At 70.0% G+C, this 21,764-nt stretch carries 22 protein-coding genes and 1 riboswitch; of the genes, 14 read left to right on the top strand and 8 right to left on the bottom strand.

Translation table 11 applies throughout. The features are described from left to right. Nucleotides 1-68 precede the first annotated feature (68 nt). Nucleotides 69-947, top strand: coding sequence for a ribokinase (locus E4191_RS14710; protein WP_135314062.1), 879 nt, complete (start codon nucleotides 69-71; stop codon nucleotides 945-947). Here E4191_RS14710 and aroC read toward each other — a convergent pair. Both aroC and mutS read right to left on the bottom strand, forming a co-directional pair. Beyond that, nucleotides 935-2,050: a chorismate synthase gene (gene aroC / locus E4191_RS14705; protein ID WP_135314061.1), complete on the bottom strand. Its 1,116-nt coding sequence runs from the start codon at nucleotides 2,048-2,050 to the stop codon at nucleotides 935-937. The two genes, E4191_RS14710 and aroC, sit on opposite strands and share 13 nt — an antisense overlap. Continuing rightward, entirely contained in the window at nucleotides 2,047-4,686 is a 2,640-nt protein-coding gene (gene mutS / locus E4191_RS14700; protein WP_228461361.1) for a DNA mismatch repair protein MutS, read from the bottom strand. Before mutS ends, aroC begins: the two co-directional genes overlap by 4 nt. A gap of 47 nt (nucleotides 4,687-4,733) precedes the next feature. Further along, a riboswitch (TPP riboswitch) is annotated at nucleotides 4,734-4,832 on the top strand. A 28-nt stretch (nucleotides 4,833-4,860) separates the two neighbouring features. On the opposite strand from mutS, the gene E4191_RS14695 reads away from it, so the two are divergent. The 3 genes from E4191_RS14695 to E4191_RS14685 are packed head-to-tail and all read left to right on the top strand — an operon-like array spanning nucleotide 4,861 to nucleotide 8,025. Then, nucleotides 4,861-5,835 carry a thiamine ABC transporter substrate-binding protein gene (locus E4191_RS14695; RefSeq protein ID WP_135314060.1) on the top strand — a complete coding sequence of 325 codons (975 nt, stop codon included), beginning with the start codon at nucleotides 4,861-4,863 and terminating at the stop codon, nucleotides 5,833-5,835. Next, nucleotides 5,814-7,349, top strand: a complete 1,536-nt coding sequence (locus E4191_RS14690) for an ABC transporter permease family protein (RefSeq protein WP_135314059.1) — start codon at nucleotides 5,814-5,816, stop codon at nucleotides 7,347-7,349. The genes E4191_RS14695 and E4191_RS14690 overlap by 22 nt, the downstream gene beginning before the upstream one ends. Then, entirely contained in the window at nucleotides 7,339-8,025 is a 687-nt protein-coding gene (locus E4191_RS14685; RefSeq protein WP_135314058.1) for a thiamine ABC transporter ATP-binding protein, read from the top strand. The genes E4191_RS14690 and E4191_RS14685 overlap by 11 nt, the downstream gene beginning before the upstream one ends. Before the next feature lie 10 nt (nucleotides 8,026-8,035). Here the strand turns inward: E4191_RS14685 and E4191_RS14680 are convergent, their stop codons facing one another. The 3 genes from E4191_RS14680 to E4191_RS14670 are packed head-to-tail and all read right to left on the bottom strand — an operon-like array spanning nucleotide 8,036 to nucleotide 10,613. Then, complete coding sequence (locus E4191_RS14680) at nucleotides 8,036-8,140, bottom strand: DUF2474 family protein (RefSeq protein WP_135314057.1); 105 nt, start codon at nucleotides 8,138-8,140, stop codon at nucleotides 8,036-8,038. Then, nucleotides 8,140-9,171 carry a cytochrome d ubiquinol oxidase subunit II gene (cydB, locus tag E4191_RS14675; protein WP_135314056.1) on the bottom strand — a complete coding sequence of 344 codons (1,032 nt, stop codon included), beginning with the start codon at nucleotides 9,169-9,171 and terminating at the stop codon, nucleotides 8,140-8,142. The genes E4191_RS14680 and cydB overlap by 1 nt, the downstream gene beginning before the upstream one ends. A 2-nt stretch (nucleotides 9,172-9,173) precedes the next feature. Beyond that, a complete protein-coding gene (locus E4191_RS14670) occupies nucleotides 9,174-10,613 on the bottom strand; it encodes a cytochrome ubiquinol oxidase subunit I (protein ID WP_135314055.1) in 1,440 nt (479 codons plus the stop codon). Nucleotides 10,614-10,893: 280 nt separating this feature from the next. Between E4191_RS14670 and E4191_RS14665 the strand changes: the two genes are divergently transcribed. The 3 genes from E4191_RS14665 (at nucleotide 10,894) to E4191_RS24585 (ending at nucleotide 12,230) form a co-directional block, all read left to right on the top strand. Next, nucleotides 10,894-11,511, top strand: coding sequence for a LysE/ArgO family amino acid transporter (locus E4191_RS14665; RefSeq protein WP_135314054.1), 618 nt, complete (start codon nucleotides 10,894-10,896; stop codon nucleotides 11,509-11,511). 181 nt (nucleotides 11,512-11,692) lie between these two features. Next, the gene (locus tag E4191_RS14660; protein ID WP_135314053.1) at nucleotides 11,693-12,034 is read left to right on the top strand and encodes a hypothetical protein; all 342 of its coding nucleotides are present in this window, start codon (nucleotides 11,693-11,695) and stop codon (nucleotides 12,032-12,034) included. Between the two features lie 64 nt (nucleotides 12,035-12,098). Further along, entirely contained in the window at nucleotides 12,099-12,230 is a 132-nt protein-coding gene (locus E4191_RS24585; protein ID WP_269436659.1) for a hypothetical protein, read from the top strand. A gap of 52 nt (nucleotides 12,231-12,282) precedes the next feature. On the opposite strand, the gene E4191_RS14655 is transcribed toward E4191_RS24585, so the two are convergent. Next, nucleotides 12,283-13,671: a phosphohexomutase domain-containing protein gene (locus E4191_RS14655; protein WP_135314052.1), complete on the bottom strand. Its 1,389-nt coding sequence runs from the start codon at nucleotides 13,669-13,671 to the stop codon at nucleotides 12,283-12,285. A 145-nt stretch (nucleotides 13,672-13,816) separates the two neighbouring features. Here E4191_RS14655 and E4191_RS14650 point away from each other — a divergent pair, with 145 nt between their 5' ends. The 6 genes from E4191_RS14650 to E4191_RS14625 all read left to right on the top strand — a co-directional run bounded on the left by E4191_RS14650 (nucleotide 13,817) and on the right by E4191_RS14625 (nucleotide 18,063). Then, the gene (locus tag E4191_RS14650) at nucleotides 13,817-14,218 is read left to right on the top strand and encodes a ketosteroid isomerase-related protein (RefSeq protein WP_135314051.1); all 402 of its coding nucleotides are present in this window, start codon (nucleotides 13,817-13,819) and stop codon (nucleotides 14,216-14,218) included. Continuing rightward, nucleotides 14,215-14,799, top strand: a complete 585-nt coding sequence (locus E4191_RS14645) for a GNAT family N-acetyltransferase (RefSeq protein ID WP_135314050.1) — start codon at nucleotides 14,215-14,217, stop codon at nucleotides 14,797-14,799. The genes E4191_RS14650 and E4191_RS14645 overlap by 4 nt, the downstream gene beginning before the upstream one ends. Then, nucleotides 14,796-15,647, top strand: coding sequence for a carbon-nitrogen hydrolase family protein (locus E4191_RS14640; RefSeq protein ID WP_135314049.1), 852 nt, complete (start codon nucleotides 14,796-14,798; stop codon nucleotides 15,645-15,647). Before E4191_RS14645 ends, E4191_RS14640 begins: the two co-directional genes overlap by 4 nt. 75 nt (nucleotides 15,648-15,722) lie before the next feature. Continuing rightward, nucleotides 15,723-16,145 carry an alternative ribosome rescue aminoacyl-tRNA hydrolase ArfB gene (arfB, locus tag E4191_RS14635; RefSeq protein ID WP_135314506.1) on the top strand — a complete coding sequence of 141 codons (423 nt, stop codon included), beginning with the start codon at nucleotides 15,723-15,725 and terminating at the stop codon, nucleotides 16,143-16,145. Continuing rightward, nucleotides 16,142-16,624 (top strand): NUDIX hydrolase, encoded by a 483-nt coding sequence (locus tag E4191_RS14630; RefSeq protein ID WP_135314048.1) that lies wholly within the window; start codon nucleotides 16,142-16,144, stop codon nucleotides 16,622-16,624. The genes arfB and E4191_RS14630 overlap by 4 nt, the downstream gene beginning before the upstream one ends. After that, nucleotides 16,621-18,063 (top strand): inorganic phosphate transporter, encoded by a 1,443-nt coding sequence (locus E4191_RS14625; RefSeq protein WP_135314047.1) that lies wholly within the window; start codon nucleotides 16,621-16,623, stop codon nucleotides 18,061-18,063. The genes E4191_RS14630 and E4191_RS14625 overlap by 4 nt, the downstream gene beginning before the upstream one ends. 7 nt (nucleotides 18,064-18,070) lie before the next feature. On the opposite strand, the gene pncB is transcribed toward E4191_RS14625, so the two are convergent. Next, entirely contained in the window at nucleotides 18,071-19,363 is a 1,293-nt protein-coding gene (gene pncB, locus E4191_RS14620; RefSeq protein WP_135314046.1) for a nicotinate phosphoribosyltransferase, read from the bottom strand. A 59-nt stretch (nucleotides 19,364-19,422) separates the two neighbouring features. Next, nucleotides 19,423-20,019: a bifunctional nicotinamidase/pyrazinamidase gene (gene pncA, locus E4191_RS14615; RefSeq protein WP_135314045.1), complete on the bottom strand. Its 597-nt coding sequence runs from the start codon at nucleotides 20,017-20,019 to the stop codon at nucleotides 19,423-19,425. A 142-nt stretch (nucleotides 20,020-20,161) separates the two neighbouring features. Between pncA and E4191_RS14610 the strand changes: the two genes are divergently transcribed. Next, nucleotides 20,162-21,757 carry an SLC13 family permease gene (locus E4191_RS14610; protein WP_228461359.1) on the top strand — a complete coding sequence of 532 codons (1,596 nt, stop codon included), beginning with the start codon at nucleotides 20,162-20,164 and terminating at the stop codon, nucleotides 21,755-21,757. The last annotated feature ends 7 nt before the right edge of the window (nucleotides 21,758-21,764 follow it).

The raw sequence follows: 21,764 nt of genomic DNA, 5'->3' as shown, positions 1-21,764 counted from the left end.
CGTCCTTTCGCATCTGGACAAGCCCGCACGCCCCCGGTCACATGGCGCCCGACATTGCGGAGGCGGATATGGCGATCTGGAACCTGGGCTCGATCAACATCGACCACGTCTATCACCTGGACAGCCTGCCCCGGCCCGGAGAGACGCTGGCCTCTCGCGCCTATGCGCAGGGCTTGGGCGGCAAGGGCGCGAACCAGTCGATCGCCGCGGCCCGGGCGGGGGCGGTGACGCATCACCTGGGCGCGATGGGCGCGGGCGATCCCTGGGTCGCGGAGCGGATGGCGGCGGCTGGCGTCGACGGGACGGGCATCGCCCGGCTGGCGGGTGAGGTGACCGGCCATGCCGTGATCCTTCTGGACCGCGATGCCGAGAACGCCATCGTCATCCATCCCGGCGCGAATCGCGCCCTCGACGAGGGCGCGCTGGCCCGCAGCCTGTCGGCGATGGGTCCCGCGGACACGCTGCTGATCCAGAACGAGACGAACGGCCAGGTCGCCGCCGCGCAGGCGGCGCAGGCGCGGGGCGCGCGGGTCATCTATTCCGCCGCGCCGTTCGATCTGGACGCGGTGCGCGCCGTGCTGGCCCATGTCACCATCCTGGCGATGAATGCGGGCGAGGCGCAGCAGCTGTTCGCGGGCGTGCCGGGCGATCTGCCGGTGCAGGGCCTGCTGATCACGCGCGGATCGGAGGGTGCCGAGTATCGCGACCTTGCGACGGGTCAGGTTCATCACCAGCCCGCCTTCCGGGTCGCGCCGGTGGACACGACCGCGGCGGGGGACACCTTCGCGGGGTATTTCGCCGCCGGGCTGGACGGCGGCGCCGACATTCCGGCGGCGCTGCGCCTGGCCTCGGCCGCCGCCGCGCTGAAGGTCACGCGGGCCGGTGCGGGCGACGCGATCCCGACCCGGGCCGAGGTCGAGGCCTTCCTGGCAGGTCAGCCCGCCTGATCGGCCCCGATCCGGCCGCGGACGCCGCCGGTCTGGGCGCGGTCCATCAGCAGGTGGTCCAGGATCACGCAGGCCGCCATCGCCTCGGCCACCGGGACGGCGCGGATGCCCACGCAGGGATCGTGGCGGCCCTTGGTGATCACCTCGATCTCGTCGCCGCGCGTGGTGATCGACCGGCGCGGGGTGGTGATCGAGCTGGTGGGCTTGATCGAGAACCGCACCACGATGTCCTGCCCGGTCGAGATCCCGCCCAGGATGCCGCCCGCATGGTTGGACAGGAACTCAGGCCCGTCGGGCCCCATGCGGATCTCGTCGGCATTGGCCACGCCGGTCAGGGCGGCGGACCCCATGCCCTCGCCGATCTCGACGCCCTTGACGGCGTTGATCGACATCATCGCGGCGGCCAGATCGGTGTCAAGCTTCGCATAGACCGGGGCGCCGAGGCCCGGCGGGCAGCCCTGCACCAGCACCTCGATCGCGGCGCCAACGCTGTTCTGATCCTTGCGGATGCCGTCCAGATAGTCCGACCAGGCCTGCACGGCAGTGGCATCGGGCAGGAAGAACGGGTTGTCGTCGATGGCCGACAGGTCGGTTCGCGCGCGGTCCAGATGCAGCGCGCCCATCTGCACCATGTAGCCGGTGATCGCCAGATCGGGGAGCAGAGCGCCCAGCACCGCCTGCGCCACCGCGCCTGCCGCGACCCGCGCCGCCGTCTCGCGCGCGCTTGACCGGCCCCCGCCGCGCGGATCACGCAGCCCGTATTTCAGGTGATAGGTGATGTCGGCATGGCCGGGGCGGAAGCTGGCGGCGATGTCGCCGTAATCCTTGGACCGCTGGTCGGTGTTCTCGATCATCAGCTGGACGGGGGTGCCGGTGGTCATCCCCTCGTAGGTGCCGGACAGGATGCGGACCCGGTCCTCCTCGCGCCGCTGCGTGGTGTGCTTGGAGGTGCCGGGGCGGCGACGGTCCATGAAGCGCTGGATGAAGTCCTCGGACAGGGGCACGCCCGGGGGCACGCCATCGACTGTCGCGCCAAGGGCGGGTCCGTGGCTTTCGCCCCAGGTGGTGAAGCGAAACTCGCGACCGAAGGTGTTGTAGCTCATCGGATGGTCTCCTCGGTCAGGGATTTCAGCTCATAGATCAGGTCCAGCGCCTCGCGGGGCGTCAGAGTGTCGGGATGCACCGCTTTCATCCGCGCGTCCAGCACTGACGATTTCGGCGCAGGTGGCGGGGGGGCTGTGCGAAACAGCGGCAGGTCGTCGATCAGCGCGGCGGGGCGGCTGGCGCCCTGACGTTCGCCCTTTTCCAGCGCGTCCAGCACGGTGCGGGCACGGTCCACCACGCTGGCGGGCAGCCCCGCCAGCTTGGCCACCTGCACGCCATAGCTGCGATCGGCGGCGCCCTTGACGACCTCGTGCAGAAAGATCACCTCGCCCTCCCATTCGCGGACAGTGACGGTGGCGTTCTCGACCCCGTCCAATTTTGCCGACAGGGCGGTCATCTCGTGATAATGGGTGGCAAACAGGGCGCGGCAGCGGTTCAGCCCGTGCAGATGCTCCATCACCGCCCAGGCAATCGACAGCCCGTCCCAGGTCGAGGTGCCGCGCCCGATCTCGTCCAGAATGACCAGCGCGCGGTCGTCGGCCTGATGTAGGATCGCGGCGGTCTCCACCATCTCGACCATGAAGGTGGACCGGCCCCGCGCCAGATCGTCCGCCGCGCCGACGCGGGAAAACAGCTGGCTGACCAGCCCGAGATGCGCCGCCCGGGCGGGCACGAAGGCCCCCGCCTGCGCCAGCACCGCGATCAGCGCGTTCTGGCGCAGGAAGGTCGATTTGCCCGCCATGTTGGGACCGGTCAGCAGCCAAATCGCGGGGGTCGTCCCCGTCGTCAGGTCACAGTCATTGGCGACAAAGCTGTCCGCCTTGCGCCGCAGGGCGCGTTCCACGACCGGATGCCGCCCGCCCGTGATCACGAAGGCCCGGCTGTCATCGACGCGCGGCCGCACCCAGCCCTCGCCCGAGGCGAGATCGGCGAAAGCGGCGGCCAGGTCGATCTCGGCCAGCGCGCGGGCGGCCTGCCCGATGGGTCCGGCGCCCTCCAGCACGGCGGCACGCAGGCGGTCGAAGACGCCGCGCTCGATCTCCAGCACGCGGTCTCGGGCGTTCAGGATGCGGGTTTCCAGTTCCGACAGCTCGACCGTGGTGAAGCGGATCTGGTTGGCGGTGGTCTGGCGGTGGATGAAGGTCTGGTTCAACGGCTCGGTCCGCATGCGGTCGGCATGGGTGGCGGTCGTCTCGATGAAATAGCCCAGCACGTTGTTGTGCTTGATCTTGAGGCTGGGCACCCCGGCCAACGCCGCATAATCCGCCTGCATCCCGGCGATGACGCCGCGCCCCTCGTCGCGCAGGCGGCGGGTCTGGTCCAGATCCTCGTCATGACCCTCGGCCACGAAGCCGCCGTCGCGGGCCAGCAAAGGCGGCTCGGCCACCAGCGCCGCGTCCAGCAGGTCGATCAGGTCCTCATGGCCGGTCAGATCAGCGGCGGCTGCGCGCAGGATGTCCGGCGCGTCGTCGGGAAGGCGGGCGGCGATGGTCGCGCCTTGGGTCAGCCCGGCGCGGATCGCAGCCAGATCGCGCGGCCCGCCCCGGTCCAGCGCCAGCCGCGACAGGGCGCGGTCCATGTCGGGCACGCGGGCCAGGGCCGTGCGCAGGTCGGCCATCAGGCGCGGATCGCCCGCCAGCCCCGCCACCGCATCATGACGCGCGTGGATCAGCGCCAGATCGCGCGACGGCGCGCTGATGCGGCGTTCCAGCAGCCGCGCGCCCGGCGCGGTCACGGTGCGGTCGATGGCCGACAGCAGCGAGCCGTCTCGCCCGCCCGACAGCGCCTGCGTCAGTTCCAGATTGCGCCGGGTGGCCGCATCGATCTGCATCGCGCCCCCGGCCTTTTCGCGGACCGGAGGGCACAGAAGGGGCAGCTTGCCCTTTTGGGTCATGTCCAGATAATCGACGATGGCGCCCATCGCCGCCAGTTCGGGGCGCGAGAACTGGCCGAACCCGTCCAGCGTCTCCACGCCGTAGAGGGCGCAGAGCCGCCGCGCCCCCGCCCCGCTGTCGAAGGCGCTGGCATGCAGGTCTGTCAGCGCGGCGCCGGCATCGCCGACCACCTCGTCCAAGCCCCGGTCGCAGGCCAGAACCTCGCGCGGGGCCAGGCGCGCCAGTTCGGGCGCCAGCCGGGGCAGGGGGCAGTCCATGACCTGAAACGCCCCGGTCGAGATGTCGACCCAGGCCAGCGCGCCCTCGTCGCGCACCTGGGCGAAGGCGGCAAGATAGTTGTGGCGCCGCGCCTCCAGCAGGGATTCCTCGGTCAGGGTGCCGGGCGTCACCAGCCGCACCACGTCGCGGGCGACCACGGATTTGGACCCGCGCTTGCGGGCCTCGGCGGGGTCCTCCATCTGCTCGGCGATGGCCACGCGGAACCCCTTGCGGATCAGCGTCAGCAGATACCCCTCGGACGCATGGACCGGCACGCCGCACATGGGGATGGGCTGGCCCTCATGCGTGCCGCGCTTGGTCAGGGCGATGTCCAGTGCGCTGGCGGCGGCGACCGCGTCGTCGAAGAACATCTCGTAGAAATCGCCCATGCGATAGAACAGCAGCGCGCCGGGATTGGCCGCGCGGATCGCCAGATATTGCGCCATCATGGGCGTCGGCGGGTCGTGGGGGTCCTGTGTCATGATGGACGTTCTAGCCGCTTGCGCGGGTCGGTGAAATGCCTACATTCAAGGGCACCTCGGGGCGCCCATTAGGGCTGAGACGCGACAGCGGACCCGTTGAACCTGATCCGGCTAGGCCCGGCGGAGGGAAGGTGCGGCATGTCCCTTCTTTCACTGATGAAACAAGGAGGCGACATGAGATTTTTCCTGATCCCCGCGCTGCTGGTGGCGGGCCCCGCCATCGCGCAGGACCGCGTGCTGACCGTCTATGCCAGCGATTATGTCGCCAGCGAATGGGGCCCCGGCCCCGCGATCGAACAGGGGTTCGAGGCGATCTGCGACTGCGACCTGCAATTCGTGACCGGCGACATCCTGCCCCGCATCCTGATGGAGGGCGAGGGGACGCAGGCCGACGTGGTCTTCGGCCTGAACACCGACGTGACGGCGCGGGCGCGGGCCTCGGGCCTCTTCGCGCCGCATGGGCAGGACACCTCCGACATGTCGCTGCCGGTCGATTGGACCGATCCCGTCTTCCTGCCCTACAACTGGAGTGAGACGGCCTTCGTCTATGACGCGACCCGGCTGGAGACCCCGCCCGCCAGCTTTGCCGAGCTGCTGGACGCGCCCGACGATCTGCAGATCGTGATCCAGGACCCACGCAGCTCGATCTCGGGGCTGGCGCTGCTGTTGTGGGTCAAGCAGGTCTATGGCGACGAGGCCGGCGCCGCGTGGGAGAAGCTGGCGCCCAAGATCCTGACGGTGACGCGCGGCTGGTCCGAGGCCTATGGCCTGTTCACCGATGGCGAGGCCGACATGGTGCTGTCCTTCACCACCTCGCCCGCCTATCACATCGCCGCCGAGGATGACGCGACCAAGGTCGCCGCGATCTTTCCCGAGGGGCATTACCTGATGGCCGAGCTGGCCGCGCAGGTCGCCGGAACCGACCAGCCTGACCTGGCGCAGGCCTTCATGGACTGGATCCTGACGCCCGAGTTCCAAGCCACGATCCCGCTGGCCAACTGGTCGCTGCCTGCCAAGCTGCCGCAGGCCGACTGGCCGCAGGTCATGCGCGACCTGCCGCGCCCCGCCACGACCCTGTTCTATGACGAGGATCAGGCCGAGGCGCTGCGCCAGCCCGCGCTGGACGAATGGCAGCGGGCGCTGCGCTGAGCCCCGGCCACGCGGTCGCCGCAGCCCTTGCCGCGCTGATCCTGGGGACGCTGGCCGCCGTGGCCTGGGGCGCGGGCGGGCTGTCGGCGCTGACCGGATGGGACTGGCGCGCGGTCTGGTTCACCTGCTGGCAGGCGCTGCTGTCGGCCACCCTGTCCGCCGCCTTGGCCGTCCCCGTCGCCCGGGCGCTGGCGCGGCGGCGCTTTGCCGGGCGCGGGGTGCTGGTCACGCTGCTAGGCGCGCCCTTCCTGCTGCCGGTGATCGTGGCGATCATGGGGCTGATCGCGGTCTTCGGCCGCAACGGGGCGATCAACCAGGCGCTGGAGGCGGTGGGCCTGCCCCAAGTCGGCATCTATGGCTGGCAGGGGGTGATCCTGGCGCATGTGTTCTTCAACCTGCCGCTGTCGGTGCGGCTGATCCTGCAGGGCTGGCAGGCCATCCCGTCCGAGCGGTTCCGCCTGGCCGCCAGCCTGGATTTCGCCCCCCGCGACATCTTCCGGCATCTGGAACGCCCGATGCTGCGCGCGGTCCTGCCGGGCGTCTGGCTGGCGGTGTTCCTGGTCTGCCTGACCTCGTTCACCGTCGCGCTTGCGCTTGGCGGCGGGCCGGGCGCCACCACGGTCGAGTTGGCCATCTATCAGGCGTTCCGCTTCGATTTCGACCTGGGCCGGGCGGCGGCGCTTGGGCTGGTGCAGATCGCGCTGTGCGTGGGCGCGCTGGCGCTGGCGCGGCGGATCGTCGTGCCGGCGACCTTCGGCGCGGGCATGGATGCGGGGCCGGGCGTGACCGGGCCGCCAGGCTGGCGCCGGGGCGCGGATGCGCTTGTGATCACGGGCGCGGCGGCGTTCCTCCTCTGGCCGCTGCTGGCGGTGATCGCCACCGGGGTGCCGCGCATTCCCGGCCTGCCGGGGGATGTCTGGGATGCGGCCCTGCGCTCGGTCTGGATGGCGCTCGCCTCGGCGCTGCTGTCGGCCTCGGCCTGCCTGGCGCTGGCGCTGGCGATCGCGCGCGGGGCCGGGCGGTGGGTCGAGGGGGCGGGGATGCTGCCGCTGATCGCCTCGCCGCTGGTGCTGGGGACGGGGCTGTTCCTCCTGCTCCGCGACGTGGCCGGCCCGCAGCAGATGGCCCTGCCGGTGACGGTGGCGATCAACGCGGCCATGGCGCTGCCCTTCGGGCTGCGGGCGCTGATTCCTGCGGCGCAGGCGCTGCAGGCGGATTACGGGCGGCTGGCGGCGGCGCTGGACCTGCGGGGCTGGGCGCGGCTGCGTTTTCTGGTGCTGCCCCGGCTGGCGCGGCCCCTGGGCTTCGGCGCGGGACTGGCGGCGGCGCTGGCGATGGGCGATCTGGGGGTGATCACCCTGTTCGCGGGCGACCGGCCGACCCTGCCCCTGAAGCTCTACCAGCTGATGGGCAGCTATCGGATGGAGGACGCGGCGGCCTGCGCCGTGCTGCTGATGGGGATCAGCTTCGCGCTGTTCTGGCTGTTCGACCGGGGAGGGCGCCTTGACGCTTGAGTTTCGCGACATCGTCCTGCGGCAGGACGACTTCACCCTGTCCGCCGATCTGACGGTCCCGCCGGGGCGCCATGCGGTGATCGGCGCCTCGGGGTCGGGGAAATCGACGCTGTTGTCGCTGGTGGCGGGGTTTCTGGCGCCGTCGCAGGGGCGGCTGGTCTGGGACGGGCAGGACATCACCAACATGGCGCCGGGGCGGCGTCCGGTGTCGATCCTGTTCCAGCAGCACAACCTGTTTCCGCATCTGAGCGTGGGCCAGAACCTGGGGATGGGCCTGCGCCCCGACCTGCGTCTGGACCGCGCCCAGTGGCAACAGGTCGCGCAGGCGCTGGAGCAGGTGGGGCTGGAAGGTCTGCAGGACCGCCGCCCCGGCGCGCTGTCCGGGGGGCAGCAGGGCCGCGTCGCGCTGGCCCGGGTGCTGCTGCGCGCCCAGCCCCTGCTGCTGCTGGACGAACCCTTCGCGGCCTTGGGCCCGGCGCTGAAGGCCGAGATGCTGGGCCTGCTGGCGCGGATCGCGGCGGGCACGACGGTGCTGATGGTGACGCATGATCCGGCGGATGCCCGCGCCTTCGCCCCCGACACGCTGCTGGTAGACGACGGCCGCGTCAATCCGCCCCGACCCACCGGGGCGCTGCTGGACGATCCGCCGCCCGGCCTGCGCGCCTATCTGGGCTGAGGCGCGATCCTCAGACGATCCACAAGCGGATCAGCCAGGCCACCGTGCCGATCACGGCGACGCTGGCCAGCCAGATGGCCACGAACCAGGCCATCCTGGTGATGCCGCGCGGCATCAGTGGTACCCGTCATTCGGGTCCATCTTTCCGCGAAAGACCCAGTAGGAATAGGCGGTGTAGGCCAGGATCACCGGGATCAGCACCGAGGCGCCGACCAGCATGAAGATCTGGCTGTTGCGGGGGGCGGCGGCCTCCCAGATGGTGACCTCGACCGGGACGATATAGGGGAACATCGAATAGCCCAGCCCGATGAAGCCCAGCACGAACATGCCGAGCGCGAACAGGAACGGCCAGTAGTCGTGATGCTTGACCATCAGGGTGCGGAACATGCCGAAGGCCAGCCCCAGCACCATGGCGCCGACAAGGGCGGCCAGCACGATGTTCCAGCCTCCGAACCAGCGGCTGTAATAGCCGTCCTGCAGGAAGGGCGTCCACAGGCTGACCACGCCCATGAAGATGACCGTGCCCACGCCCAGCACCCAGGCCCGGCTGCGCATCCGCGTCTGCAGCGGGCCTTCGGTCTTCATCACCAGCCAGGTCGCGCCCAGCAGCATGTAGCCCACCATGACGGCCAGCCCGACCATGATCGTGAAGGGCGTCAGCCAGTCCCACCAGCCGCCCGAATAGCTGCGCGCGGCCTTGTCGATCTGGATCCCCTGCAGCAGCCCGCCAAGCGTGATGCCTTGCGTCAGCGCCGCCATGGCCGAGCCGCCGATGAAGGCCAGGTCCCAGACCGGGCGCCAGCGCTTGGTCCGCCAGCGGAACTCGAAGGCCACGCCGCGGAAGATCAGTGCCAGCAGCATGGCCATGATCGGCGCGTAGAGCGCGGGCAGGATCAGCGCATAGGCCAGCGGGAAGGCCGCGAACAGCCCGCCGCCGCCCAGCACCAGCCAGGTCTCGTTGCCGTCCCAGACCGGGGCGACCGAGTTCATCATGATGTCGCGGTCCTCGCCCTCGGGCTCGACCGCGAACAGCATGCCAAGCCCCAGGTCGAACCCGTCCAGGACCACATAGACCAGCACCGCGAAGGCGATGATGAAGGCCCAGATGACCGTCAGGTCGAAGGAGACGCCGTCTGCGATGGGCATGCTTACTCTCCGGGATGGGGGTTGCGGGTCGGGTGCTGCTGGGCGGGGGTGGTCCCCGCCGTGCGGATCGGGCTGTTGGTGACGTCCTTGAGGCTGGCCTCGCCACTGGTCGGGGCACGGTTCATCAGACGCATGATGTAGTAGGTGCCCGCCCCGAAGACCGCGAAATACACGATGATGAAGGCGATCAGCGAGGTACCCACCGCCGCCGCGTCAAGGGGGGCCGCACTGTCCTCGGTGCGCAGATAGCCGTAGACGGTGAAGGGCTGGCGCCCGACCTCGGTAGTGATCCACCCGGCCAGCACCGCGACCAGTCCCGAGGGCGCCATGGCCAGGGCCGCCCGGTGCAGCATCGGGCTGTCGAACAGCGTGCCGCGCCAGCGGGCCCAGGACGACCAGAGCCCGATCGCCAGCATCGCAAAGCCAAGCGCGACCATGACCCGGAAGGACCAGAAGACGATGGCCACGGGCGGCTGATCCTCGCGCGGGATGGTGTCGAGGCCCGCCAGAGGGGCGTTCAGGTCGTGCTTCAGGATCAGCGAGGACAGCTTGGGGATGCCGATGGCATAGTCCAGGCGCTGCTCCTCCTGGTTGGGGATGCCGAACAGGTACAACGGCGCGCCGGCCTCGTGGCTTTCGAAATGCCCCTCCATCGCCATGACCTTGGCGGGCTGGTGTTCCAGCGTGTTGATGCCGTGGAAGTCGCCCAGCACGATCTGGACCGGCGCGAAGATCGCCGCCATCCACATCGCCATGGAGAACATGGTGCGCGTGGCCGGGCTGACCTTGTCGCGGCGGTGGCGGTGGCGCAGCAGGTGCAGCGCCGCCACGCCGCCGACGATGAAGGCGGTGGTCAGATAGGCCGCCGTGACCGTGTGCATCAGGCGGTAGGGGAAGGACGGGTTGAAGATTACCTGCCAGAAGTCGGTGGGCAGGAACTGACCCGTGACGGCGTCGATCTCGAACCCCGCGGGGGTGTGCATCCAGCTGTTCACCGACAGGATCCAGAAGGCCGACATGGCCGTGCCGCCCGCGACCGCCAGGCAGGCGATCATGTGCAGGGTCGGGCCCACCCGGTCGCGGCCGAACAGCATGATCCCCAGGAATCCGGCCTCGAGGAAGAAGGCCGACAGCACCTCATAGGCCATGGGCGCGCCGATGACGGGGCCCGCCTTGTCGGAAAAGACCGACCAGTTGGTGCCGAACTGATAGGACATGACGATGCCCGACACGACGCCCATGGCGAAGGCCAGCGCGAAGATCTTGACCCAATAGCGGAACAGATCCAGATACTTGTGATCCTTGGTCCACAGCCAAAGCCCGTTCAGCACGGCCAGAAAGCTGGCCAGGCCGATGGTGAAGGCCGGGAACAGGAAATGGAAGCTGACGGTGAAGGCGAACTGGATGCGGGCCAGAAGGATGGCATCTGCGTTGTCGAACATCTCGGACCTTTCGCGGCATGGTCCGCCCGTCCGGGCAGGCGCCGGGCCGGGCAGCAAAGCCCCCCTGCACGATGACACAACCGGCAGGGCACGTTTTTCAATTACGACGAATGTCGCGTGCGGGGCCGGTTTTTGCAAGTGCGGCATCGTCGCATGCGGGGCGGTCGGCGGCATCCTCCTGCGCGATTCCGGCTGCGCGGCTCGGGCCCGGAGGGTGTCGTTTGCCTCTGGCGGGCGGGCAGGCTAGGGCGCGGGCGGACCCCGCCGAAAGGACCCCCGCATGGCCGCCGACATCTTCCTGACCGGGCTTCTGACCGGGCTTGGCCTGATCGTCGCCATCGGGGCGCAGAACGCCTTCGTCCTGCGTCAGGGCCTGCGGGGCGAACATGTGCTGGCGGTCTGCCTGACCTGCGCCCTCTCGGATGCGGCGCTGATCGGGATGGGCGTGGCCGGGGCGGGGACGCTGACCGCGCGGCTGCCGTGGCTGGACCCGGTGATGCGGCTGGCGGGGGCGGCCTTCCTGCTCGCCTATGGCGCACGCAGCCTGCGGGCGGCGCTGCAATCCGACGCGGCGCTGACGGTGGATGCCGCGCGCCCCGCGCAGGGCCTGGGCGCGACGCTGGCGGCCTGCCTGGCGATCACCTGGCTGAACCCGCACGTCTATCTGGACACGGTGGTGCTGCTGGGCACGATCTCGACGCAGTTCCCCGGCGCCGAGGTCCAGTTCGCGGCAGGCGCGATGACCGGATCGGTGCTGTTCTTCTTCGGCCTGGGCTATGGGGCGGCCTGGCTGCGGCCGGTCTTTGCCCGCCCCTCGGCCTGGCGCCGGCTGGAGGGTGTCATCGCCCTGGTCATGTGGGCGATCGCGGCCAGGCTGCTCTGGCCGTGGATCGGCTGAAGGGCGCGTCATGCCCGCTGGTCAGATCGGTGCGGCCAGGATATTCTGCCCCGGCGGGACGGACCCGTTCGCCGGACCCGGGACCGCCGCCATGACGCAGACCTTCGCCAGACTTGGGTTGCCCGCGTCCCGGACGGCGGCGTGAGGCGCCATGACGCCCGTCCCGGCTGATCCCCTTCCCATGACCCCCGGCCTGGCGCGACGGCTGCTGGCCGTCGTCGCGGTGCTGGCGCTGGTGCTGATGTCGGCCTGGCTGCCCGCGCGGCCCCTGGCCCTGCCGGGCAGCCTGCTGCCCAGCCACGAGCAGCTGAGCGACACCGCCCTGCCCACCGGGCAGGCCGTGCTGGACCGCCCCGCCGCCCCGGCCCTGCCCAAGGGCCTCCCGCCCGGGCCGGGCGATTTGTCCGCACCCGACGCCCCGGCGCCGCGCGTCGCGGCCTGGGCACAGTCTGGCACCGACGCCTCCCTGTCGGGACCGCCGCGCCCGGCGACGCGGCCCCGGGCGCCTCCTGCCCTTGCATGACGGATGCCACCGGACGCCGCGCCGCGGACCGTCCGAAATGGAAATCTTCTGCAAGGACAACGACATGGACAACGACCAAGGGGACCTGGGGTCCCGCGCCGCGCCGATGGGCAGCGGGCGCACCACCCTGCTGCACTGGGCGATCTTCCTGGGGCTGATGACCGCCCTGATCGGCGGCGCGGCGATCCTGTTCTAGGATCGCCGGAACCCCGGGCAGCGCCAATGTGGCGCCGCCCGGGACCGGGGCGTCAGCCCTTCAGGATCGCGGCCAGCTCGGCCTGCTTGGCCTTCACCAGCGCCGCATCGCCATCGGCCTCGACGTTCAGGCGCACGACGGGCTCGGTGTTCGACTTGCGCAGGTTGAAGCGCCAAGTGCCGAAATCCAGCGACACGCCGTCCAGATCGTCGCGGCTGTCGGCCTGCGGCTCGTAGGTCTCGATCAGGCGCGCGATGGCGGCGTCGGGATCCTCGATCGTGTAGTTCGTCTCGCCCGAGGACGGGTAGAGGCGCATCCGCTCCTCCAGCAGCTCGGCCAGGGTCTTGCCCTTGCGCGAGAGCAGCTCGATCATCAGCAGCCACGGGATCATGCCGCTGTCGCAATAGTAGAAGTCGCGGAAATAATGGTGCGCCGACATCTCGCCGCCATAGATTGCGCTGACATCGCGCATCTTGCGCTTGATGAAGGCGTGGCCGGTCTTGCTGACCACGGCCTCGCCGCCCGCTTCCGAAATCATCGCGCGCGTGTTCATGATGACGCGGGGGTCATGCACGACCTTCTCGCCCGGCGACTTTTCCAGGAAGGCCGCGCCCAGCAGGCCCACGATGTATTCGCCGGGAATGAAGCGGCCATTCTCGTCGAAGAAGAAGCAGCGGTCGAAATCGCCGTCCCACGCCACGCCCAGATCGGCCTTCTCCTCGATCATCTTCGCGACGGTGGGGGGCTGGTTCTCGTCCAGCAGCGGGTTGGGGATGCCGTTCGGGAAGCTTGAATCGACATCGTGATGCATGCGCACGAAGGTCAGCGGCGCGCCGCGACGCTCCAGTTCGGCGGCGATGGCGTCGAAGGTGGGGCCCGCGGTGCCGTTCCCGGCATTCACGACGATCTTCATCGGCTTCAGCGCGGCCACGTCGACGAAATCGGCCATGCGGCTGGCATATTCGGCGCGGGCATGGCTGAAGTCGCTGACGCTGCCCTTGGTGGCCGGCGTGAAGTCGCCCGAGGTGGCCAGTTCGATGATCGGCGGAAGCTCGGTCGCGGGATCCAGCGGGGCGGACCCGCGGCCCACGATCTTCATGCCGTTGTAGTTGATCGGGTTGTGCGAGGCCGTGACCTCGATCCCGCCATCGGTGTCCTGGTTGCCGGTGTGGAAATACACCTCCTCGGTGCCCGCAAGGCCCAGATCCAGCACGTCGGCGCCGCCATCGGTCAGCCCCTCGATCAGGGCCGCGGCCAGTTCGGGCGAGGATTCGCGGCTGTCGCGGCCCACGACCACGCGCTTGGCCGACCGGGCCTGCGCGAAGGCGCGGCCGATGCGATAGGCCACGTCGGGGTCAAGGTTCTTGCCCAGCTCGCCCCGCACGTCATAGGCTTTGAAGCAGGTGATCTCGCGCCTGCCCAGCTGATCTGGTCCGTTCATCCGGTGTTCTCCGATGTTGACTTGCCAAATCGCTAGCAGGTTCGGTTCAGAATTCAAGGGATCACCCCGTCCTGCACCCTTGGGCCGGGGTGACGCGCCGCGCAAAGCCCGGTATGCCAAGGCGCATTCCGACAAGGAGACCGACATGGATGCCAAGGCCCTGATCACCGCCTATTACGATGCCTTCAACGCGGGCAAGACCGAGCGCATGCTGGACATGCTGCACCCGCATGTCGAACATCACGTCAACGAGGGGCAGGTCCGCAAGGGCCGCGACCAGTTCGCCGCCTTCACCGAACACATGACCGTCAGCTATCGCGAGACGCTGACCGACATCGTCGTCATGGCGACCGAGGCCGGCGACCGCGCGGCGGCGGAATTCGTGGTGAACGGCACCTATCTGAAGACCGACGCGGGCTTGCCCGAGGCCAATGGCCAGGCCTATCGCCTGCCGGCGGGCGCCTTCTTCACGATCGAGGACGGGCTGATCTCGCGCGTGACGACCTATTACAACCTGGCCGACTGGACGCGACAGGTCGGCGGATGACCGTCACCACCCGCGTCCTGACCGGAGACGACCTGGCCGCGGCCCTGCCCGACGTGGCGCGGCTGCGGATCGCGGTCTTCCGCGACTGGCCCTATCTCTATGACGGCGACGCGGATTACGAACGCGACTACCTGCGGGCCTATCAGTCGCCGGGCGCGGTGGTGGTCGCGGCCTTGGATGGCGAGCGGATCGTGGGGGCCGCCACCGGCGCCCCCATGTCCGACCACGCCGCCGATTTCGGAGAGGCCTTCCACGGCCGCCCCGAGGCGCTGTCCGACATCTTCTACTGCGCCGAATCGGTGCTGCTGCGGGCCTATCGGGGCCGGGGGCTGGGTCACGCCTTCTTCGACGCGCGCGAGGATCACGCCCGCGCCCTGGGCGCCCGCTTCAGCGCCTTCTGCAGCGTGATCCGGCCCCAGGCCCATCCGCTGCGCCCCGCCGAGTATCGCCCCCTCGACGCCTTCTGGGACAAGCGGGGCTATGCGCCGCTGCCCGGCGTCACGGCCTCCTTCGCGTGGAAGGATCTGGGCGAGGCCGCCGAGACCGAGAAGACGCTGCAGTTCTGGATGAAGCCGCTGTGAGGATCGCCGCCGCCGCCTATCCCATCGACTGGTTCGACGATTTCGCGGCCTACGAGGCCAAGCTGACCCGATGGGTCGCGACGGCCGAGGCCGACCTGCTGGTCTTTCCCGAATACGGCGCGATGGAGCTGGCCTCGCTTGGCGGCCGCGCCACCGCCGCCGACCTGGAGGCCGGGCTGCACGAGGTCGCCCGCCACGGACCCGCTGTCGAGGCGCTGCATCTCAGGCTGGCGGCGGCGCGGGGATGCCACATCCTGGGCGCCTCGGGGCCGGTCTTCGAGGGGCCGCGTCCGGTGAACCGCGCGGTGCTGTATGGCCCGGAGGGACGGATCGGGCATCAGGACAAGCAGATCATGACCCGCTTCGAACGCGAGCACTGGGATGTGACCGGCGCGCCGGGCCTGCGCGTCTTCGACACGGCGCTTGGGCGGATGGGCGTGCTGATCTGCTATGACAGCGAATTTCCTCTGCTGGGCCGCGTACTGGCCGAGGCCGGGGCCGAGATCCTGCTGGTGCCCAGCTGCACCGACACGGTCGCGGGGTTCACACGGGTCAGGATCGGGGCCATGGCCCGGGCGCTGGAAAGCCAGTGCGTCGTGGTCCATGCCCCTACGGTCGGCGCCTGCGACTGGCTGCCGGCGCTGGACGAGAACCGGGGCCGCGCCGCGATCTATGGCCCGCCCGACGGCTTCTGGCCGGAGACCGGGATCATCGCCCAAGGCGGGATGGATGCGCCGGGCTGGGTCCAGGCCCAGGTCGACCTGTCGCGGGTCCGCGACAGCCGCCGCGACGGGGCCGTTCTTCCCTATGCGCACTGGCCCGAACAGGAAAATTGCCGTCTGGTGTGACATTCGCGCACGAACTGGCGTCAAGCGAACGGAATCCACCTTTCAATGGCGCAGAAATGCGCCATATCCTTGATCATGCTCTATGTCACCGACGCCATCGCCATCGAGGAATGGGAACTGTCCGAACAGTTCACCCGGTCACAGGGACCGGGCGGACAGAACGTGAACAAGGTCGAGACGGCGGTCGAATTGCGTTTCGAGGCGGCCCGGTCGCCCAGCCTCTCCGATCCGGTCAAGCGGCGGCTGCAGCGGCTGGCCGGGCGGCGCTGGACGCAGGAAGGCGCGCTGCTGATCCTGTCGCAGGAAACCCGCAGCCAGGCGCGCAACCGCGAGCTGGCCCGCGAGCGGCTGGCCGACCTGATCCGTCAGGCCCTGGCCGCGCCCAAGCGGCGCATCGCCACCCGCCCCACCCTGGGCAGCCAGCGCCGCCGCCTGAAGGCCAAGACGGTGCGTGGCGAGGTGAAGTCCCTGCGCGGCAAGGTGGATGACGGCGAATGAAGACCTGGCGCCGCACCTTCGACATGCTGCTGGGCCGCAGGCCCGACCCGATCCAGGTCGGTGCCGTCTGCCGCGATTCCGCGACGGGGCAGATCCTGCTGATCACCAGCCGGGGCACGGGTCGGTGGGTCATCCCCAAGGGCTGGCCGATGAAGGGCCGGACCCTGTCGGGCGCCGCCGCGCAGGAGGCCTGGGAAGAGGCCGGGGTCCGCGGCCGCATCCGCCCGGGCGAGCTGGGCCGGTTCCGCTATGACAAGGCCCAGGACGAGGGCTTTGCCGTGCCCATCGACATGCGGGTCTTTCTGCTGGACGTGGACAGCATGACCGACGATTTCCCCGAACGCCGCCAGCGCAAGCGCCGCTGGTTCGCGCCGCAGGACGCCGCGCGCATGGTCGTCGAGCCCGGGCTGCAGCAGATCCTGGCGGGCCTGCCCGACCGCGCCCTTCCGACCGCTCCCGTCAAGACCCGCAAGGGATGAGCCGTCGCCCGGGCTTTCGCGCCTTGGACAAGGATCTGGGCCGTCTGGCCCATACCGAGATGGCGCAGCTGCATGCCATCCGCCCGGTCCTGCGCCTCGGGCTGGGAATGCTGGCGCTGATCGGCACGCTGATGGTCGCGATGGCCCTGTCGGGCGCGGCGCCCGGCGTGCTGGCCCTGGGGGCGGGGCTGGTCGTCGCCGCCTGGCTGGGCATCGCGATCGGCGCCAACGACGTGGCGAACTCGCTTGGCCCCGCCTTCGGCGCCGGGGCGATCCGGTTGCTGCCGGGCCTGGCGCTGGTCGCGGTGGCGGGCATCACCGGGGCGGTGCTGGCGGGCGGGGCGGTCTCGGCCCGGCTGGCGCAGGGCATCGTCGAGCTGGGCGACGTGGCGCAGGGCGCGCGGGCGCCGATGGTGATGGTCGCGGCCCTGATCGGGGCGGCGTCCTGGATCACCCTGGCGACCGCCGGCAGCCTGCCGGTCAGCACCTCGCATTCCATCGTGGGCGGCATCGCGGGCGCGGGCGCCCTGGCCTTCGGGCCGGGCAGCGTGGCTTGGGGCACGGTCGCGATGATCGCCTCGGTCTGGGTGGCCACGCCGATTCTGTCGGGCGCGCTGGCGGGCGCGCTGCTGATCCTGCTGCGCAGGAAGGTCGTCGATGCCGCCGACCGTGCGCAGGGCGCGCAGCGCTGGCTGCCGCCCTTGGTCGGGCTGATGTCGGGGGCCTTCGCGGGCTATGTGATGATCTTGCTGCAGGGCAGTGCCATGGCGACGGCGGCGGTGACGCTGGTCCTGGGGCTGGGGGGGCTGCTGGTCACCCGGCAGGGCGTGCGGCGCGAACTGGCCCGCGATCCCGACAAGCCCGCCACCCGGCGCCTGCTGCGTCCCGCCGTGCTGCTGGCCGTGGCGATCCTGGGCTTTGCCCATGGCGCCAACGACGTGGGCAACATCGCGGGCCCGCTGTCGGTGATCCTGCAGGGCCAGTCGGTCGCGCCGGGCCTGAGCCTGGGGCCCGGCGTGGTCCCGGTGCTGGTCCTGGTCTGCGGGGGGCTGGCCATCGCCACGGGCACGCTGCTGTTCGGGCGCCGCGTGGTCCACATGGTCGGCAGCGGCATCACCCGGCTGAACGCGTGGCGGGCCTTCTGCGTCTCGCTGGCGACGGCGATCGTGGTGATGGGCGCCTCGGGGCTGGGGCTGCCGGTCTCGACCACGCATGTGGCGGTGGGCGGCGTCTTCGGCGTGGGCTTCGCGCGCGAATGGCTGGATCACCGCCGCGAGACCCGGGCCGAGGCCCTGCCCGCCGAGGAGACCCGCCGCCGCATCCTGGTGCGCCGCAGCCATGTGGTCACCATCACCGCCGCCTGGCTGGTGACGCTGCCCATCACCGCCTCGCTTGGGGCGCTGGCCTGCCTGCTGCTGCTGTGGGCGACCGGCGTCTGAGGGGGCCTCAGACCGACACGGCCAGCGCCTGCTGCGCGCCCACCCCGAAGACCCGCTTGTAGCGCGCGATCTCGGAGGCGGGGCCGGTGGCCTTGGCGGGGTTGTCCGACAGCTTGACCGTCGGGCGCCCGTCCGCCGCCACCGCCTTGCAGACCAGGCTGAAGGGCGCCAGCCCGTCGCCGGGCACCAGCCCGCGGAAATCGTTGGTCATCAGCGTGCCCCAGCCGAAGCTGACCTTGACGCGACCGTGGAACTGCCGGTGCAGGGCGATGATCCGGTCCACGTCCAGCCCGTCCGAGAAGATGATCAGCTTGCCGCGCGGATCCTCGCCCCGGTCCCGCCACCAGCGGATGGCGTTTTCCGCCCCCGTGGCCGGATCGCCGCTGTCGATGCGGATGCCGGTCCAGCCCGCCAGCCAGTCGGGCGCCCCGGCCAGGAACCCTTCGGTCCCGTAGGTGTCGGGCAGGATGATGCGCAGATTGCCCTCGTGTTCCTCGTGCCAGTCGGCCAGCACGTCATAGGGCGCGACCCGCAGCGCCGCGTCGCTGTCGGCCAGCGCCGCATGGACCATCGGCAGCTCGTGTGCGTTTGTGCCGATCGCCTCGATCTCCTGCCGCATGGCGATGGCGCAGTTCGAGGTGCCGGTGAAGCGGTCGCCCAACCCCTCCATCATCGCCTGCACGGTCCAGTCCTGCCACAGGTAGCTGTGCCGCCGCCGGGTGCCGAAATCCGCGATGCGCAGGTCGGGCAGATCGCGCAGCGCCTCGATCTTTTCCCACAGCCGCGTCATCGCCCGGGCATAGAGGACCTGCAGCTCGAACCGGCCCAGATCCTTCAGGACGGCGCGGGACCGCAGCTCCATCAGGATGGCCAGGGCGGGGATCTCCCACAGCATGACCTGGGGCCAGGGGCCCTCGAAGGTCAGCTCGAACTGACCGTCGCGCTTGTCCAGATGATAGGGGGGCAGGCGCAGCCCTTCCAGGAACTCCATGAAGTCGGGGCGGAACATCTGACGCTTGCCATAGAAGGTGTTGCCGCGCAGCCAGGTGCTTTCGCCGCGCGTCAGCGACAGCGATCGCACATGGTCCAGCTGCTCGCGCAGCTCGCCCTCGTCGATCAGCTCGGCCAGGCGCACGTCGGTGCTGCGGTTGATCAGGCTGAAGGTCACCCGCGTCCCGGGGCTGTTGCGATGGACCGACTGGCACATCAGCAGCTTGTAGAAATCGGTGTCGATCAGGGACCGGACGATCGGGTCGATCTTCCATTTGTGATTGTAGACGCGCGTGGCGATATCGACCATCGGTGCTGATCCCCCAAGATTTCGCCCTTGGTGCCCAAAAGCGGGCGGGCGCGCAAGCCTCAGGCCAAGGCGACGCCCGCCTGCCGCATCCCGTCCTGCGCCGCCTCCAAGCTGCCGTCCATGTCGATGGCGCGGCAGGCGTCCTGGATCACCTGCACCTGGAACCCGAGGCGCGCGGCGTCCATCGCGCTCCACGCGACGCAGAAATCCAGGGCGAGGCCCGCCAGGGTCAGCCGGTCGATGCCCCGGTCGCGCAGGTATCCGGCCAGCCCGGTGGGCGTGGTGCGGTCGTTCTCGAAGAAGGCCGAATAGCTGTCGATGCCGGGGCGGAAGCCCTTGCGCAGGATCAGGTCGGCGCGGTCGGTGTGCAGGTCGGGATGGAACGCCGCGCCCTTGGACCCGATGACGCAATGCGCGGGCCACAGGACCTGCAGGCCATAGGGCATCTGCACCTGGGAAAAGGGCTGCGCGCCGGGATGGGTGTCGGCGAAGCTGGCGTGATCCGCCGGATGCCAGTCCTGCGTCAGGATCACCGCATCGGCGTCGCGCATCAGCGCGTTGACGGGCGTGACGATCCGGTCGCCCTCGGCCACGGCCAGCGCGCCGCCGGGACAGAAGTCGATCTGCAGGTCGATGACGATCAGGGCGCGGGACATGGCGATCCTTTCCGGGCGGGGCGATCCCCCATCGGACCGCGCGGGCGGGCCGGGGTCAAGACCCGCGACCGGCACTGGCGGCGATTCCGCGATTGCTTTAGGCGGACGTCAGCATAGGCTGAGCCAAACCAGGGAGGACCCGATGGGCATCAAGGACGATCTGCACCATCCCGCCACATATGACGAGAACGAGACGCCGACTCGGTCCGCTCGGATGATCTGGGGCCTGCGCGCCCTGGGTCTGGCCGTGGCCGGTCTGGTCTGGATCCTGCTGGGCGGGCAGGAGGGTCTGTCGGCCGATGCGCGGTTTGTCGCCGCCGTCGGCACGCTGATGGCCGTCTGGTGGATGACCGAGGCGATCCCGCTGTCGGCCACCGCGCTTCTGCCCATCGTGCTGATCCCCGCCCTGACCGAGACGACCGTGGCGCAGGCGACCCAGCCCTATGCCAGCTCGATCGTCTTCCTGTTCCTGGGCGGCTTCCTGATCGCCATCGCGATGGAGAAATGGCACCTGCACACCCGCGTGGCGCTGCTGACCCTGCGCAAGGTCGGCACCGCGCCGCGCCAGATCGTGCTGGGCATGATGCTGGCCACGGGCTTTCTGTCGATGTGGGTGTCCAACACCGCCACCACGCTGATGATGCTGCCCATCGGCCTGTCGGTCCTGTCGCTGGTCGTCGACCGCAGCTCGCGCCAGGACGGCGCGGCGGCCGAGGATGCGCTGAAGGGCGGCGCGACGATCACCGATGTCGTCAAGGATCCCAACATCAGCGCCTTTGGCGTCTGCCTGGTACTGTCGATTGCCTGGGCGGCCTCGATGGGGGGCCTGGGCACGCTCCTGGGCAGCCCGCCCAATGCCATCGTCGCGGGCTATGCCTCGGACGAGCTGGGCCGCGAGATCGGCTTTCTGGAATGGATGATGCTGGGCACGCCGCTGGCCTTCTCGTTCATCCTGATCGCGTGGTTCCTGATGACCCGCGTCCTCTACCGCTTCGACCTGCCCGAGGTGCCGGGCGGCCGCCAGATGATCGAGGATCAGATCGCCGGCCTCGGCCCCCTCAGTCAGGGAGAGCGGATGGTCCTGATGGTCTTTCTGGGCGCGGCCTTCCTGTGGGTGGTGCCGGGGCTGCTGGCCACCATCCCTGCCATCGGTGCCGCCGCCCCCTGGCTGGACAGCCTGGACGACACGGCCATCGCGGTGGGCGCGGGCCTGATCATGTTCCTGCTGCCGGGTCGCGGGCGCGACCAGATGGTGCTGGAATGGAAGGATGCCGAAGCCGGCCTGCCCTGGGGCGTGCTGCTGCTGTTCGGGGGCGGCCTCAGCCTGGCCTCGGCCGTGGCCTCGTCGGGGCTGGACGGCTGGTTCGGCCAGCAGGTCACGGGGCTGGGCTCGCTGCCCACGATCCTTCTGGTGGGCGCGGTGGTCACGATCATCCTGTTCCTGACCGAGATCACCTCGAACACCGCCACCGCCGCGACCTTCATCCCGATCCTGGGCGGCGTCGCCTTGGGCATCGGGGCGGATGCGATGACGCTGCTGATCCCGGCGGCCTTGGCCGCGACCTGCGCCTTCATGCTTCCGGTGGGCACCCCGCCCAACGCCATCGTCTTCGGCACCGGCACGGTGACCATCGCGCAGATGGCGAAGGGGGGCTTCGTGCTCAACATCGTGGGCATCCTGCTGATCACCGGGCTGACCTATCTGCTGGGCGGCCTGGCCCTGGGCCTGACCTTCTAGGACCTTG

It is taken from the genome of Paracoccus liaowanqingii, from assembly GCF_004683865.2.
Taxonomy (GTDB): domain Bacteria; phylum Pseudomonadota; class Alphaproteobacteria; order Rhodobacterales; family Rhodobacteraceae; genus Paracoccus; species Paracoccus liaowanqingii.
Note: the sequence above shows the minus strand (reverse complement) of the source record. Positions and strands in the feature narration are given on the sequence as shown.

Bases quoted from the DNA above. Each gene is read 5' to 3' on its own strand.
- E4191_RS14710 (WP_135314062.1), top strand. From the start codon at position 69: ATGGCGATCTGGAACCTGGGCTCGATCAACATCGACCACGTCTATCAC.
- aroC (WP_135314061.1), bottom strand. From the start codon at position 2,050: ATGAGCTACAACACCTTCGGTCGCGAGTTTCGCTTCACCACCTGGGGC.
- mutS (WP_228461361.1), bottom strand. From the start codon at position 4,686: ATGACACAGGACCCCCACGACCCGCCGACGCCCATGATGGCGCAATAT.
- E4191_RS14695 (WP_135314060.1), top strand. From the start codon at position 4,861: ATGAGATTTTTCCTGATCCCCGCGCTGCTGGTGGCGGGCCCCGCCATC.
- E4191_RS14690 (WP_135314059.1), top strand. From the start codon at position 5,814: ATGGCAGCGGGCGCTGCGCTGAGCCCCGGCCACGCGGTCGCCGCAGCC.
- E4191_RS14680 (WP_135314057.1), bottom strand. From the start codon at position 8,140: ATGCCGCGCGGCATCACCAGGATGGCCTGGTTCGTGGCCATCTGGCTG.
- cydB (WP_135314056.1), bottom strand. From the start codon at position 9,171: ATGCCCATCGCAGACGGCGTCTCCTTCGACCTGACGGTCATCTGGGCC.
- E4191_RS14670 (WP_135314055.1), bottom strand. From the start codon at position 10,613: ATGTTCGACAACGCAGATGCCATCCTTCTGGCCCGCATCCAGTTCGCC.
- E4191_RS14665 (WP_135314054.1), top strand. From the start codon at position 10,894: ATGGCCGCCGACATCTTCCTGACCGGGCTTCTGACCGGGCTTGGCCTG.
- E4191_RS14660 (WP_135314053.1), top strand. From the start codon at position 11,693: ATGACCCCCGGCCTGGCGCGACGGCTGCTGGCCGTCGTCGCGGTGCTG.
- E4191_RS24585 (WP_269436659.1), top strand. From the start codon at position 12,099: ATGGACAACGACCAAGGGGACCTGGGGTCCCGCGCCGCGCCGATGGGC.
- E4191_RS14655 (WP_135314052.1), bottom strand. From the start codon at position 13,671: ATGAACGGACCAGATCAGCTGGGCAGGCGCGAGATCACCTGCTTCAAA.
- E4191_RS14650 (WP_135314051.1), top strand. From the start codon at position 13,817: ATGGATGCCAAGGCCCTGATCACCGCCTATTACGATGCCTTCAACGCG.
- E4191_RS14645 (WP_135314050.1), top strand. From the start codon at position 14,215: ATGACCGTCACCACCCGCGTCCTGACCGGAGACGACCTGGCCGCGGCC.
- arfB (WP_135314506.1), top strand. From the start codon at position 15,723: ATGCTCTATGTCACCGACGCCATCGCCATCGAGGAATGGGAACTGTCC.
- E4191_RS14630 (WP_135314048.1), top strand. From the start codon at position 16,142: ATGAAGACCTGGCGCCGCACCTTCGACATGCTGCTGGGCCGCAGGCCC.
- E4191_RS14625 (WP_135314047.1), top strand. From the start codon at position 16,621: ATGAGCCGTCGCCCGGGCTTTCGCGCCTTGGACAAGGATCTGGGCCGT.
- pncB (WP_135314046.1), bottom strand. From the start codon at position 19,363: ATGGTCGATATCGCCACGCGCGTCTACAATCACAAATGGAAGATCGAC.
- pncA (WP_135314045.1), bottom strand. From the start codon at position 20,019: ATGTCCCGCGCCCTGATCGTCATCGACCTGCAGATCGACTTCTGTCCC.
- E4191_RS14610 (WP_228461359.1), top strand. From the start codon at position 20,162: ATGGGCATCAAGGACGATCTGCACCATCCCGCCACATATGACGAGAAC.